This is a genomic window from Hoeflea sp. EC-HK425 (genome assembly GCF_902498795.1).
Taxonomy (GTDB): domain Bacteria; phylum Pseudomonadota; class Alphaproteobacteria; order Rhizobiales; family Rhizobiaceae; genus Hoeflea; species Hoeflea alexandrii.
Window position 1 is genome coordinate 2,002,834 of the sequence record NZ_LR701572.1, and the last position, 12,698, is coordinate 2,015,531.

The following is a 12,698-nucleotide window of genomic DNA, read 5'->3' on the forward strand; positions in this document are numbered from 1 at the left end:
TAAGGCCGAAGCGGCAAGCCAGGATGCCATCTGATCACTGTTGGGCTGAAGGGTAGCTGTTTCCGAGCGGCTCAGGTCGCCGGCTTGAGCCGCTCCATGATCAAGACAGGGCTGCCGCCGAGTTCACCGGAACAGCGCTCGACAAAGCCATTCTTGGCCGCAACGCGGATCGATGCGCGGTGGCCGGGATCCATCAGGCAGACGGTCCGTTCTGAAGCCAGCATCCGGTCGCTCCAGTCGAGTGCCGCAGCGACCGCCTCAGTCGCCAGACCCCGCCCCTGGGCATGAGGGGCCAGAACCCAGCCCATTTCAGGCCATCGCTCAATTGATGGTGTCATGTCGCGTTTGTAATCCGCCAAACCGACTTCCCCGAGATACTGCCCGGTCACGCGGTCCTCGACCACCCAGTAGCCGAAAGACAGCGCCTGCCAATGGCCGATGTAGCGCAGCAGGCGCGACCAGGATTCGGCGCGTGTGGAGGGTCTGCCCGAGATGTACCGGGCAACATCGGGATCGCTCCAGAGTGCTGCGGACTTGTCGAAATCGTCAATCCTGTGGCGCCGCATGCGGGTTCGTTTGGTAAGGATGCCGGATCCGGCCGCATCGGCGGAACAGTCGGACAACGCGGTTTTCTCTCCGTCGCTCATCGACGATCAATCCACGCTTCGATGCGATCCAGCGCAATCTTCATATCGTCATGACTGCCTGCATAGGAGAAGCGCATGAAGCGAGCACCGTCGACAGGATCGAAATCCCTGCCGGGAGTGGCTGCCACATGAATGTCGGAGAGCATCTGCCGGGCAAACGCCATTGAATCATTGGTGTGACGGGACACATCGACCCAGGCGTAGAATGCCCCGTCCATAGGCGCGGCAAACGGCAAACCCAGCGCAGGGAGGCGCTCGGCCAACAGTGACCGGTTTTGCCGGTATCCCTCCCTCACCCGCTCCATTTCGGCGGTGCCTTCAAGGGCTGCCTCCGCAGCAATCTGGGAGAGTTCGGGCGCACTTATGTAAAGGCTCTGCGCCAGGCACTCGACCGGCCGCACCAGATCGTCTGGCAGCACCATCCAACCGATGCGCCAGCCGGTCATGCAGAAATACTTGGAGAACGAGTTGATCACCACCGCATTGTCGGAGACGGAAAGCGCGGTGGCTTCCTCGCCGGTCCAGGTCAGGCCATGATAGATCTCGTCTGAAATGAAGGCGACGCCGCGGGCGGCACACCAGGCATCGAGCTCGGCTATCGCCTGCCGGGAATGAACGGCGCCGGTGGGATTGGCCGGGCTTGCAATCAAGACACCGGAAACCCTGGCACCGGCTTCCCGTCCGGCCGCCTCGATCGCCGCCGGTGTCAGCGCGTGGCCGGTCTCCTCACCGACAGCAATCTCGATCACCTTGAGCCCGAGTGCCGAGAGGATATTTCGGTACGCCGGATAGCCGGGCCGGGTGATGACGACCAGATCTCCCGGATTGAACAATTGCAGAAATGCCAGATTGAAGCCCGCCGACGACCCGGTGGTCACCGCGACCCGGCGCGGATCGAGATCCACACCATATTCACTGCTGTAGCGTGCAGCGATTGCCTGGCGCAGGCTCTTGGTTCCCAGCGCATCCGTATAGCCCAGCTTGCCGGACTCGAGGGCGCGGCTGGCGGCGGCGCGGGCCGTGGCAGGCGCCGGATGGGCCGGCTGGCCAACCGCCATCGAAATGACCGGCTTTCCCTCCGTCTTGAGCCGCGTCGCTTCGGCAAGGACGTCCATGGCATGAAACGGCTCGACCGACGGCTTGCGCTGAATTGTCAAATCCTGAACTCCTGTCGCCACCCACCCGGGCTGCAAATGCAATGTCGTGTCTGTACGAAGCTCCGTGACCGCATTGGTGCGGCATAGTCCACGCAGCGCCCGAAGGACCTTTGATGGCCGCACAAATGCCCGATTGTCGTGTCCATCACAAGAGCGAGAGATGGGCAAGTTGTGCCGGCCGGGCGATTGCTTTTCCGGGCCGAGCCATTACTTTCCGGTTCCATGAGAAGGACATCACGCATCATGGCGACACAATTCCTTTCAGGCGGCAAAGCCAAACGCGGGCCGGGATGGCTGCGGCGTTCGGTGGCAACAGCAACGGCTGTGGCGCTCTCGCTGGCACTGGCGTTGCCGGCGCACTCCCAAGGCCGGGTTGCGGTGGTCCGGGACGCAGAAATCGAAACCCTCCTGAAAGATTATGCCAACCCGATCTTCAACGCCGCCGGCCTGAAGACGAGCCGGGTGCAGATCGTGCTTGTCAACGATCCGAGTTTCAACGCCTTCGTCGACGGGCAACGGATGTTCATCAACACCGGGGCCCTGGCAGATTCGACGGTTCCGAACGAGATCATCGGTGTGATCGCCCATGAGGCCGGACACCTTGCCGGGGGCCACCAGCAGAGATTGCGCGAACAGATCGCCACTGCCCAGACGCTCTCCATCGTCGGCAGCCTGCTGGGCATCGGGGCGCTGGCGGCTGGCAGCATTTCCGGCAGCGACACCGGCGCCCAGGCAGGCGGCGCGCTGATCACGGCCACGCCGACGCTGGCACAACGCAATCTGCTCAGCTACCGGCGGTCTGAGGAAATGAACGCCGATCAGGCCGCGGCGCGCTATCTCAACGCCACCGGACAATCGATGCAGGGCATGCTGACCACGTTTCAGCGTTTCTCCCGCAGCCTGTCGCTGTCCGGGGTTCAGGTCGACCCCTATCAGATCAGCCATCCGCTGCCGCGCGAACGCATTGCGCTGCTTGAGGAACTGGCGCGCAAGAGCAAGCATTTCGACGCAAGGGATCCAGCCGCCCTGAACGAGCGGCATCAACTGATGCGAGCCAAAATCGCCGCCTATACGGGGGGCGCACAGGCGGTGGCCAGGATGTTCTCGGATGACCGTGGTTCGCTTGCGGCACGCTACGGCGAGGCCATTGCCACCGACCTGTCGGGCAACTCGGCCGCTTCCCTGCAAAAACTCGATGCCCTGATCCGTGAACAGCCCAACAATGCCTATTTCCACGAATTCCGCGGGGAAGTGCTGCTCAAGCTGCGCAGAAGCGACGAGGCGATCAAGGCATTTGGACAGGCGCTCAAGCTCGACCGCAGCAAGTCGCCGCTGATCCGCGCCAGGCTTGGCTTTGCACTGGTGGCGTCAGGGCAGCCTGGAAACATGAACCGCGCCATCGAAGAATTGCGGGTGGCCTTGCAGGCCGAACCGGACAATTTCAACGCCTACCGCCATCTTTCGCAAGCCTACGGCCAGGCCGGCGATATCGCCAATGCCGAACTGGCCATGGCCGAGGGCAACTTCAGGGCCGGAAACCGGCGCGAAGCCAGGGCATTTGCGGCGCGCGCGCTGCAGAAGCTGCCAAAGGGGTCACCCGGATCGATCCGGGCAAATGACATTTTAACCATCGGAAACTAGAACGCATCTGCGGCGCACGGGATGCGACCGCGTGGACAGGCAGAAGGAACAATCGACATGGGATTTCGCAACCGCAGGGGCCTGGTGGCCGCTCTTCTTCTTGGCATGTCGACCGCACTGCCGCTGCCGGCCGCAGCACTTGACGACGCGCAGAAACAGGAATTCGGCGCCTTCATTCGCGAATATCTGCTGGCAAATCCGGAGCTCATCGAAGAGATGAGCCAGGCTCTGGAGATCAAGAAGGAAGCCGAGAGCCGTGTGATGGCACAGGCGGCGATCTCCGAGAACCGCGAGGCGATCTTCAATGCACCCGAAGACATCGTGCTCGGCAATCCGGAGGGTGACGTGACCGTGGTCGAGTTCTACGACTACAATTGCGGGTTCTGCAAACGCGCCATGAACGACATGGTCGCCATGCTGGACAAGGATCCCAACATCCGCTTCGTTCTCAAGGAATTCCCGATCCTTGGCCCCGATTCGCTCGCGGCACACCGGGTGGCGATGTCATTCCGCACGCTCGCGCCGGAAAAATACGGCGATTTTCACATCGAACTTCTCAGCTCGGACGTTCGCGCAACCGAGGCACACGCCATCGAGGTTGCCAAGTCCTTCGGCGTCGACGAGGAAGCCCTCAAGCAAGGCATGAGTGATCCGGCGATCGACCAGTCGATCCGCCAGACCTACGAGCTTGCCAACGCGCTCGGCATTTCCGGCACGCCCTCTTTCGTGATTGGCGACGAGGCCGTATTCGGCGCCGTGGGCGAGGACGCCCTGCTTGCAAAGATCGCCAACATGCGTCAGTGCGAGAGCACCGTCTGCTGAGCCCCCACATCCCCAAGAAGCCGCTGTCAGGCCCGGAACTGAAGCTTCATTGCTGATCACCCGGGCCAATCGCTTGTGGACAATCCTGCGCGCCCACGAATGGATTCCCATGATTTCCGCCAGACAGTGTATGGATGTCGGCTGGAGGGCCTGCCCCTGATACCGGGTTTCGGTCCTATTCGCGGTTCCCAGCGCCACCCGGGCTTGTCACCGGGCCGCCAGGGGCTGTAAAGGACAGTCAACCAGCGGAATGGCTCAAGCTGCCGTCCGCAACAACAAAAACAAAGGCAATAGTCCGATGGCAACACGAAAACCGTCGATCGACCAGGAACTGATCCGGGATCTGGCCAATATCCTCAACGAAACCGATCTGACCGAGATCGAGATCGAACAGGATGATTTGCGCGTGCGGGTCAGCCGCGCGGGAACGCCGCAGATGATCCATGCACCGGTCGCCCAACCGCAGGCTCCGGCGCCGCAGGCTGCCACAGCACCCCAGGCCGAAGCCGCCCCTGCAGCAGCCCCGTCTTCGGCAAATGCAGTGACTGCGCCGATGGTCGGCACCGTCTATCTTTCGCCCGCGCCTGGCGCCAAGCCGTTTGTCGAGATCGGTCAGTCGGTCAAGGAAGGCCAGACCATCCTGATCATCGAGGCGATGAAGACGATGAACCAGATCCCCGCACCGCGCGCCGGCAAGGTGGTGAGCGTTCTGGTTACCGACGGCGATCCGGTGGAATTCGCTGAACCGATGATCGTGATAGAATAAGTGAGCGAGCCTATGTTCTCCAAGGTTCTCATTGCAAACCGTGGTGAGATCGCGCTCCGGGTGCTGCGCGCCTGCAAGGAGCTCGGCATCAAGACGGTTGCGGTGCACTCCACCGCCGACCAGGATGCCATGCATGTGCGCCTAGCCGACGAGAGCGTTTGCATCGGCCCACCGCCCTCGCGCGACAGCTATCTCAATATCCACCAGATCGTGGCCGCCTGCGAAATCACCGGCGCGGACGCGGTGCATCCGGGGTACGGCTTCCTGTCCGAGAACGCCAAGTTCGCCGATATCCTTGATGCCCACGGCATCACCTTCATCGGACCGACCGCCGATCACATCCGCATCATGGGTGACAAGATCACCGCCAAGAAGACCGCTGAAGCCTTGGGCATTCCGGTGGTTCCGGGATCCGAAGGTGAAATCACCACGGACGAGGACGCCGCCAAGATCGCCAAGGAAATCGGATTTCCTGTGATCATCAAGGCGACAGCCGGCGGCGGCGGCCGCGGCATGAAGGTGGCCAACAACGAGGAAGAACTTTCGCTGGCGCTGTCGACCGCGCGCTCGGAAGCCGGTGCGGCCTTCGGTAATGCGGCCGTGTACATCGAGAAATATCTCGGCCGTCCCCGCCATATCGAAATCCAGGTTCTGGGCGACGGTGAAGGCAACGCGGTCCACCTCGGCGAACGTGACTGCTCGCTGCAGCGCCGGCACCAGAAGGTGTGGGAAGAAGCCAACTCTCCCTCGCTGAACGAAGACCAGCGCATGGAAATCGGCGAGATTTGCGCGGCGGCGATGCGCAAGCTGAAGTACCGCGGCGCCGGCACCGTTGAATTCCTCTACGAGGACGGCAAGTTCTATTTCATCGAGATGAACACCCGTCTTCAGGTCGAGCATCCGGTAACGGAAGCCATTACCGGCATCGACCTGGTCAATGAGCAGATCCGGGTTGCCTCAGGCGCCGGTCTGTCGGTGACCCAGGAAGACATCCGCTTCCATGGTCACGCCATCGAATGCCGGATCAATGCCGAGGATCCGAACACATTCGTGCCCTCGCCCGGCACCATCACGCATTACCATCCGCCCGGCGGACTGGGTGTGCGGGTCGATTCCGGCGTGTATCAGGGCTACAAGATCCCGCCCTACTACGACAGCCTGATCGGCAAGCTGATCGTCCATGGCCGCACGCGTGTCGAATGCATGATGCGGCTGAGGCGGGCACTTGATGAATTCGTGGTTGACGGGATCAACACCACGATCCCTCTCTTCCGTGATCTTCTTGCCAATCCGGACATCGCAAATGGCGACTATGACATCCACTGGCTTGAAAAATTCCTTGCGGCCAAGGCAGGGAAAAAGTCCTGATCTGAAACCGGTCCGGGGAGGCTGAGGTGCGGCACGGCGCCGATCACAGGATCACGCCAGATCTTCTGCTGCGCGCCTATGCCTCGGGCCTGTTTCCGATGGCGGATTCGGCTGACGATCCGGATCTTTTCTGGGTCGAACCGGAGTTGCGGGGCGTGCTGCCGCTCGATGCGTTCCACATCCCCAAGCGGCTCGCCCGCACGGTGCGGCAGGCCCCCTTCGAGATCAGGTTCAACACGGCATTCGACCAGGTGGTGGCGGCCTGCGCGGAGAGCGTCGAGAATCGCCCTTCGACCTGGATCAATTCAACCATTACCGAGCTCTACGGCGAGCTACACAGGCTCAACCACGCCCATTCGGTTGAAGCCTGGCTGGACGGCGAGCTGGTCGGCGGGCTTTATGGCGTGTCGTTGCGCCGTGCGTTCTTCGGCGAAAGCATGTTCAGCCGCGCCACGGACGCTTCGAAAATCTGCCTCGTCCATCTTGTCGAGAAACTGCGTGAGCGCGGGTTCGTGCTGCTCGACACCCAGTTTACCACCGAGCACCTGAAGCGCTTTGGCGCCATCGATATCCCACGGGACGATTACTCCGGGATGCTGGCCGAGGCGCTCGAAGGGCGAGACCTGCCGTTTCCCTGAGCGCAGGTCTACCCGCGTTTACCAAAACCATGGCGACGCGCTGGCAAATGCCCCTCCGGCGGTAAGGTCCACTCACATGACCAGAACGACCAGGGCATCTGGATCAGGCTCCGGGCGCGCGTGATCCGTTCAGAAAGCTGCTGTTCGATACCATTTGACTTCAGGGCGAATGGAACCGCCGGGTGCACAGAGGCGTTGAGGGCAGGAAGGAACGATCACCCACAGGAGATGCCCTCGTGACATCAACACGGATTCTACTTGCCTCCACCGCCATCAGCCTTTGCAGCATAGGCTTTTCCCACGCGCTGCCGATGAACCAGAACAGATCTCTGAACATCAACGTGCCCGTGGTGACACGGAACCTGATCAATGCTCAATCGAGTGTTGCCGATGCCGAGGCCGCGCTCAAGGGCGCTGTCGAGCGTCAGGCAACCGCCGAATCTACCGGTGGCGATGTCGCGCAAGCCCAGGCCGACGTCGCAGCCGCCGAGGCTGAACTCGAGGCCGCCCAGGCCGCAGCCCAGGCCACGAATGAAGCGGAACCTGAAGCGCCCGCCCCCACAGCGGAAACCGCCCCTGTTCCCGAGGCGTCATCTCCCGCTCCCAAGCCGGCGGACGCAAGTACCGAGAGCGATGCCGCAGCCGTACAGCCGGCAGCGCCGGTTGGCGATGAAGCCGGAACCGTTGCCGTCGAGCCTGTTGCCGAGAACACGACGGCGACTGAGGAGACTCCGACCGAGACTGCCCCGGCGGCGACAACGCCCGAGGTCGAGGACCCCGATTTACCGGCCCCGGAAAATACCGCGACGCCCCCTGCTACCGGTCCGCAGGCCGAAGAGCCCGCAGAAGCGGTGGAACCGGACCCCGCGCCGGCCAACGAGCCGGCGGTGAAGGAGGTGGCGCCAGTCGAAGACGCACCCGCAGAGCAGACCGCCCCGGAAGCGGAGGACGAAACCGCTACGCAACCGCAAGCCGCTGCGCCTATGGTTGAACCTGCCGCGGACACAGCACCGGAAGACAGCCAACCGATGGAAGCCGCGCCTGCAGATGCGACCCCGGCCGGCTCCGACCCCGAAGAGACCCCGGCACAGCAAGGTTCGGCCGATGACAACCAGGCACCTGCCGCAGACACCGCCGCTGAAGCAGACGCAGGCTCAGATACCGGGTCCAACTCGGAAGCTGAAGCAGACACCGCCTCGCCAGACACCCCGCAAGAACCGGAAAAGGCAGAGGCAGCAGGCGATGAAGACGTTCTCACCCTTCCGGTCGAGGACGGCGCACCGGTGCTTGACAGCGCCAAGGAAGACACCGGACCCGAAGCTGGAAGTGTTGCGGCACCCGCCCCGGCATCAAGCGGCCCGGCAGCTCCTGCGCCGACATCAGATGCAGACGCCCAGGCCAAGACAACCGCGAGTGAACCCGCACCCCAGTCACTTGCCGAAATCGGCGAAAGGATGGAGGAACGTCCCGAACGGGAGGCGCAGACCAATGTCAGCGTCGTCAACCAGATCGACAACCGGACCATCATTCAGATCGATAACCGCACCATCATCGAGCATGATGACGGCAACCGACTGAGGGCCGGCAGCAACGAGGTCTATTATGAGCAGCTGCGCGGCGGCCGGGTGCGTGAAGTCATCCAAAGGCCGAACGGCGTCAAGCTGGTCACCATCACCAACCGCTGGGGCGATGTCATCCAGCGCAGCAAGGTGATGCCGGACGGGCGCGAATATGTCCTGTTCTACGCTGAAGCGAAGAGCGACGGTTCGCGCGAGGCCTTTGTCGACCCCGGCCGCGAGCTTCCGCCGCTGCGGCTGTCTATTCCGATCGGCGACTATATCCTTGATGCCACGTCCGCCGATCCGTCTGCGTTCCTGGACTTCCTGCTCGAGCCGCCGGTGGAGCAGGTCGAACGCCTCTACTCGGTCGAAGAAGTCCGGCGCTCGGCCCGTGTCCGCGACAAGGTACGTCGTGTCGACCTCGACAGCCTGACGTTTGAATTCGGCAAGGCGACGATTGCCGAAGACCAGATCCAGAGGCTGGCGGATGTTGCCGATGCAATCAGCAGGATACTCGAACGCAATCCGGCCGAGACCTTCCTGATCGAAGGCCACACCGACGCGGTTGGCCGTGACGAGGCCAACCTGCTGCTTTCGGACCGGCGGGCGGAAACGATTGCCGTGGCTCTGAGTGATGTGTTCGGCATTCCTCCGGAGAACCTGGTCACACAGGGATATGGCGAACGCTACCTGAAGGTACGCACGGAGGCGCCGGAACGGCTCAACAGGCGGGTCACGATCCGACGCATCACCCCGCTGGTAACGCCGGTTGCATCACGCTGAGCGGCTGAACCGCAACAGCCAGAGAAAACGCCGCGCATCAGATTGGATGCGCGGCGTTTTGACATGGGACGGCAGCGATCATAATCGAGCCGGACCGCCCGGATAACCGATGTCCAGGCTTCACAAAGATCCGAAGAAATCAGTTGCCCGGCGATGGCGCAGGAACATCCGATTCCTGCTTGCAGTCCTTGAGCCAGACGTCATAGACGGCATGGTCGACGGCGTTGAGCCCTGGAGAGTCGGCGAACATCCAGCCCGTGAACAGACGCCGGATCTTGCGGTCGAGAGTGATCTCATCAACCTCGACAAAGGTGGTTGTCTTCGGCGCCTCGGTCTCGTCGCGGCTGTAGCAGACCCGCGGGGTGACCTGCAGCGCGCCGAATTGGACGGTCTCTCCGACATAGACGTCGAAGGTGGTGATTCGCCCGGTGATCTTGTCGATGCCTGAAAACACCGCAACCGGGTTCTCGATACGGGCAGCCTCGACCGGTGTTGCCGGACCGGCCAGCGCAACTGCGGCAAAACCAAGCGCTCCCGCGCTTCTTGCAAGGATATTCTTGGGAAAAATCATTCGCTTCACTCGTCACAAGGCCGCAAGGGGCCGTTCCCGGCACGTCCAGCCGAAAGCCTAGCTTACCGCCGTCAATGAAGCGTTAACCATGAATTGTGGCATGGCTGCGCCAAGGCTCAGGCAGCAGATCAGGATTTCGGGGTCCAGGCGTCATAATCGCCGGTGACATGCGGGCGTGCACCCTGATTGAGGATCGAGCCCTTCGGACGGTAGGCCCGAGCGGTGCCGGTCATGTTGGCCTCATGCGCCTGTTCCCAGGCCTTGGCCACATAGGTTTCGGCCGCGGGCGAAACATCCGTACGGTGATGCATCCAGCCATGCCAGCCGGAAGGAATCGCCGAAGGCTCGGATGGGCCGTTGAAAATCACCCAGCGCCGTGTGCGGCCTTCGGAGTCCGAACCGCCTTCATAATAGACATTGCCGGCCGCATCTTCACCGACGCGCTTGCCGTGGCGCCAGGTGTGAAACCGGGTGCCGAGGGTCTGTCCGTTCCACCAGGTGAAAATCTGAAGAAGTAGCGCCTTCATGAAAGCCTCTCGTGCGTGGACCTGGCGGCCAAATCGCAGCCGCGTCACAACCCGCCTTATGGCCCGCTGAAGCGGTATTGTCCAGTCTCGCAGCCCGCAGCTCAGCGCAATTTCAACTTGAAACCGAAATGGCTCTGAGTGAACCCGAGACGGGTGTAAAACCGGTGCGCGTCCTGGCGGCTGGCGTTTGACATCAACTGGATCAGACGGACACCCTGCGCCCTGCCCTGTTCGATGGCGTGACTGATCATCGCCTCGCCGATCCGGTGCCCGCGCATGTCGGAACGGGTATGGACTGCTTCCACGGTCAGATTGGATGCACCCCTGCCGGTCAGCGATGTGATCAGCGTGGTCTGGAATGTGCCGACCACCTCGCCGTCGCAGACCGCAACATACAGGCTGTCGTTGGGACTTGCAGCGATACGGTCGAATGCGGCGAGATAGTCCGGCAGATCTGCCGGATCGTCACTGTCGCCGTGCCCGCCAAGCGCATCCTCGGCGAACATCGCCGCAATGGTTGCCACATCGGTGCGTTCGGCGTGGCGGATCTCCACCTTGGCTGCCATCAGTTCAGTTTCCCGCCGGCAGGAGGGTAGCGACCGAAAACAGCACGCTGAACTGCTCGCACCAGATCACCACGGATCCCCAGTCGGCCATGTCAGTGCCTTCGGGAACCACATAGGTCTGGTCACCCTTGTTGCCCCTGAGCGGGCCGAGCGACACCCATTGACTGGCGCTCACATCGGCGGATCTTTTCGGATCCGGGTTCCGGACCAGCCACACTTCCAGATCCGGACCGTTGGTCACTTCGAAATCGGTGAACCGCAGCAGCGCACCGCCGGCCTCATTGGAGAGCACCCTCACCATCCCCGAACCGCGGTGCGCTCCATCGACATCGCGGAACTGGCCGTTGCGCGTTTCCGTGAGTTCGAGGCCTGCAGGCAGCTCCTCGCTGACCACACGATCTATGAAGGACGGTGAAAACAGGTACCAGAAACCCGCTCCGGCAAGAAAGCCGAGGACGAAGACCGGTATGGCGATTTTGTAACCCTGTGTCATGCCTTGCGCCCCCTGGCCGTTCCGCGCCTGCGGATGCCGACAATCAAGCTTACGTAGATCGTCGTCCGGTAACCTTGTCGGCATGCTTCTGCCCGGGTCAATCGGACTCTGGACTGTTCACACAGGAAAAATGCCCGCATGATCCGGGGACAGGACACGCAGTGGGGGACAACCGATGATTCTGAAACATATTTATACAATCCTGATCGCGCTGGCGGTGGCATCGCCGGCAATCGCCCAGGACGGCCCGATCGGCATCGCCTTCGCCGAGGCGCCGGAACAATCCTCGGGCGTATGCACCGGACAAAGCACCGACAAGACGCTCGCCTGCGCGCGGCAGAAGTGCGTTGAAGGCGGTGCGATGGCGCAAGACTGCCTCAGGGTGAAATGGTGCTATCCGGCAGGCTGGTCGGCGGATCTCTTCGTCCAGCACAAGGAAGGCATCCACTGGCACGAGTATCTGTGCGGCTGGGATTCGAAGGAAGCGTTGATGGCAGCCGTCGAGGTCGCCTGCGATCTCTCCCGCAGGGATTTCATCCGGGAGTGCTCCGCCGTGCGGTTCTGGGATGACAGGGGCCAGGAGTTGCAGGCAAACTGATAAGGCGCCGCGCCCTATCCGGCGAGCGGTTTTGTCATGATGAGCGCGGGAATACCCGATTGGCCCTTGCCGCAATTGTCGGTGCGACCGGTCTCGCTCATTCCATGCGCCTGGTAAAAGGCAATCGCCGGCTCGTTGCCGGGGTCGACTTCCAGCGTGAGGCTCTGTGCTCCGGGAAAGCAGGTCTCGATCTCGGCAAAGAGATCACGACCGATGCCAAGCCCCTGGCATTCGGGCCTGACATAGAGCTGATGCAGGGAGACGACATGGGTTCCCGAAGCGTGACTGGCGAAGGCCATGCCTCCGATCCGGTTACCGTCATCGGCCACCAGGAATTCGCCGTCCGGCCGCTCCAGCGAGGCCTTGACCGCAGCTTCCGAATGCCAGTCGGCGATGATCTCCTCGACCTTCGCCGCCCCGTAGAACGGCGCGTAGGTGGCGCGCCAGGTCTCGGCCAGCACCTCCCGGATCGCCGGGATGTCGCGTGAAGATGCGGAGCGGACGAAGAACATCAATTTTTCCCTGGTGTTTGCGAATGCGCCCATTGCGATTGACTCTTGCT

The 12,698-nt window shown here is 62.2% G+C and carries 14 protein-coding genes; 7 read left to right on the top strand and 7 right to left on the bottom strand.

Annotated elements, in window-relative coordinates:
* Window positions 1-71: 71 nt before the first annotated feature.
* Both SPHINGO391_RS12430 and SPHINGO391_RS12435 read right to left on the bottom strand, forming a co-directional pair.
* A complete protein-coding gene (locus SPHINGO391_RS12430; RefSeq protein ID WP_152009124.1) occupies window positions 72-647 on the bottom strand; it encodes a GNAT family N-acetyltransferase in 576 nt (191 codons plus the stop codon).
* Entirely contained in the window at window positions 644-1,762 is a 1,119-nt protein-coding gene (locus SPHINGO391_RS12435) for an aminotransferase class I/II-fold pyridoxal phosphate-dependent enzyme (protein WP_152011540.1), read from the bottom strand. The genes SPHINGO391_RS12430 and SPHINGO391_RS12435 overlap by 4 nt, the downstream gene beginning before the upstream one ends.
* 285 nt (window positions 1,763-2,047) lie before the next feature.
* Between SPHINGO391_RS12435 and SPHINGO391_RS12440 the strand changes: the two genes are divergently transcribed.
* The 6 genes from SPHINGO391_RS12440 (at window position 2,048) to SPHINGO391_RS12465 (ending at window position 9,381) form a co-directional block, all read left to right on the top strand.
* Complete coding sequence (locus SPHINGO391_RS12440; protein WP_244615178.1) at window positions 2,048-3,445, top strand: M48 family metalloprotease; 1,398 nt, start codon at window positions 2,048-2,050, stop codon at window positions 3,443-3,445.
* Between the two features lie 57 nt (window positions 3,446-3,502).
* Window positions 3,503-4,267, top strand: a complete 765-nt coding sequence (locus SPHINGO391_RS12445) for a DsbA family protein (RefSeq protein WP_152009126.1) — start codon at window positions 3,503-3,505, stop codon at window positions 4,265-4,267.
* Between the two features lie 298 nt (window positions 4,268-4,565).
* Entirely contained in the window at window positions 4,566-5,033 is a 468-nt protein-coding gene (accB, locus tag SPHINGO391_RS12450; RefSeq protein WP_152009127.1) for an acetyl-CoA carboxylase biotin carboxyl carrier protein, read from the top strand.
* Between the two features lie 12 nt (window positions 5,034-5,045).
* A complete protein-coding gene (accC, locus tag SPHINGO391_RS12455; protein ID WP_152011541.1) occupies window positions 5,046-6,401 on the top strand; it encodes an acetyl-CoA carboxylase biotin carboxylase subunit in 1,356 nt (451 codons plus the stop codon).
* Between the two features lie 26 nt (window positions 6,402-6,427).
* Window positions 6,428-7,039 carry a leucyl/phenylalanyl-tRNA--protein transferase gene (gene aat / locus SPHINGO391_RS12460; protein ID WP_152009128.1) on the top strand — a complete coding sequence of 204 codons (612 nt, stop codon included), beginning with the start codon at window positions 6,428-6,430 and terminating at the stop codon, window positions 7,037-7,039.
* 236 nt (window positions 7,040-7,275) lie between these two features.
* The gene (locus SPHINGO391_RS12465) at window positions 7,276-9,381 is read left to right on the top strand and encodes an OmpA family protein (protein WP_152009129.1); all 2,106 of its coding nucleotides are present in this window, start codon (window positions 7,276-7,278) and stop codon (window positions 9,379-9,381) included.
* 139 nt (window positions 9,382-9,520) lie between these two features.
* Here the strand turns inward: SPHINGO391_RS12465 and SPHINGO391_RS12470 are convergent, their stop codons facing one another.
* The 4 genes from SPHINGO391_RS12470 to SPHINGO391_RS12485 all read right to left on the bottom strand — a co-directional run bounded on the left by SPHINGO391_RS12470 (window position 9,521) and on the right by SPHINGO391_RS12485 (window position 11,538).
* A complete protein-coding gene (locus SPHINGO391_RS12470) occupies window positions 9,521-9,952 on the bottom strand; it encodes a DUF2155 domain-containing protein (protein ID WP_152009130.1) in 432 nt (143 codons plus the stop codon).
* Between the two features lie 128 nt (window positions 9,953-10,080).
* Entirely contained in the window at window positions 10,081-10,479 is a 399-nt protein-coding gene (locus SPHINGO391_RS12475) for an NADH:ubiquinone oxidoreductase subunit NDUFA12 (RefSeq protein ID WP_152009131.1), read from the bottom strand.
* A 101-nt stretch (window positions 10,480-10,580) separates the two neighbouring features.
* Window positions 10,581-11,045: a GNAT family N-acetyltransferase gene (locus SPHINGO391_RS12480; RefSeq protein ID WP_152009132.1), complete on the bottom strand. Its 465-nt coding sequence runs from the start codon at window positions 11,043-11,045 to the stop codon at window positions 10,581-10,583.
* A 4-nt stretch (window positions 11,046-11,049) separates the two neighbouring features.
* Entirely contained in the window at window positions 11,050-11,538 is a 489-nt protein-coding gene (locus tag SPHINGO391_RS12485; protein WP_152009133.1) for a DM13 domain-containing protein, read from the bottom strand.
* A gap of 175 nt (window positions 11,539-11,713) precedes the next feature.
* On the opposite strand from SPHINGO391_RS12485, the gene SPHINGO391_RS12490 reads away from it, so the two are divergent.
* Window positions 11,714-12,136 carry a hypothetical protein gene (locus tag SPHINGO391_RS12490; RefSeq protein WP_152009134.1) on the top strand — a complete coding sequence of 141 codons (423 nt, stop codon included), beginning with the start codon at window positions 11,714-11,716 and terminating at the stop codon, window positions 12,134-12,136.
* A 14-nt stretch (window positions 12,137-12,150) separates the two neighbouring features.
* Here SPHINGO391_RS12490 and SPHINGO391_RS12495 read toward each other — a convergent pair whose 3' ends face one another.
* The gene (locus SPHINGO391_RS12495) at window positions 12,151-12,648 is read right to left on the bottom strand and encodes a GNAT family N-acetyltransferase (RefSeq protein WP_152011542.1); all 498 of its coding nucleotides are present in this window, start codon (window positions 12,646-12,648) and stop codon (window positions 12,151-12,153) included.
* Between the last annotated feature and the right edge of the window lie 50 nt (window positions 12,649-12,698).

Excerpts from the sequence above, each read along its gene's own strand:
- SPHINGO391_RS12430 (WP_152009124.1), bottom strand. The coding sequence starts at position 647 with ATGAGCGACGGAGAGAAAACCGCGTTGTCCGACTGTTCCGCCGATGCG.
- SPHINGO391_RS12435 (WP_152011540.1), bottom strand. The coding sequence starts at position 1,762 with ATGGACGTCCTTGCCGAAGCGACGCGGCTCAAGACGGAGGGAAAGCCG.
- SPHINGO391_RS12440 (WP_244615178.1), top strand. The coding sequence starts at position 2,048 with ATGGCGACACAATTCCTTTCAGGCGGCAAAGCCAAACGCGGGCCGGGA.
- SPHINGO391_RS12445 (WP_152009126.1), top strand. The coding sequence starts at position 3,503 with ATGGGATTTCGCAACCGCAGGGGCCTGGTGGCCGCTCTTCTTCTTGGC.
- accB (WP_152009127.1), top strand. The coding sequence starts at position 4,566 with ATGGCAACACGAAAACCGTCGATCGACCAGGAACTGATCCGGGATCTG.
- accC (WP_152011541.1), top strand. The coding sequence starts at position 5,046 with ATGTTCTCCAAGGTTCTCATTGCAAACCGTGGTGAGATCGCGCTCCGG.
- SPHINGO391_RS12470 (WP_152009130.1), bottom strand. The coding sequence starts at position 9,952 with ATGATTTTTCCCAAGAATATCCTTGCAAGAAGCGCGGGAGCGCTTGGT.
- SPHINGO391_RS12475 (WP_152009131.1), bottom strand. The coding sequence starts at position 10,479 with ATGAAGGCGCTACTTCTTCAGATTTTCACCTGGTGGAACGGACAGACC.
- SPHINGO391_RS12480 (WP_152009132.1), bottom strand. The coding sequence starts at position 11,045 with ATGGCAGCCAAGGTGGAGATCCGCCACGCCGAACGCACCGATGTGGCA.
- SPHINGO391_RS12485 (WP_152009133.1), bottom strand. The coding sequence starts at position 11,538 with ATGACACAGGGTTACAAAATCGCCATACCGGTCTTCGTCCTCGGCTTT.
- SPHINGO391_RS12490 (WP_152009134.1), top strand. The coding sequence starts at position 11,714 with ATGATTCTGAAACATATTTATACAATCCTGATCGCGCTGGCGGTGGCA.
- SPHINGO391_RS12495 (WP_152011542.1), bottom strand. The coding sequence starts at position 12,648 with ATGTTCTTCGTCCGCTCCGCATCTTCACGCGACATCCCGGCGATCCGG.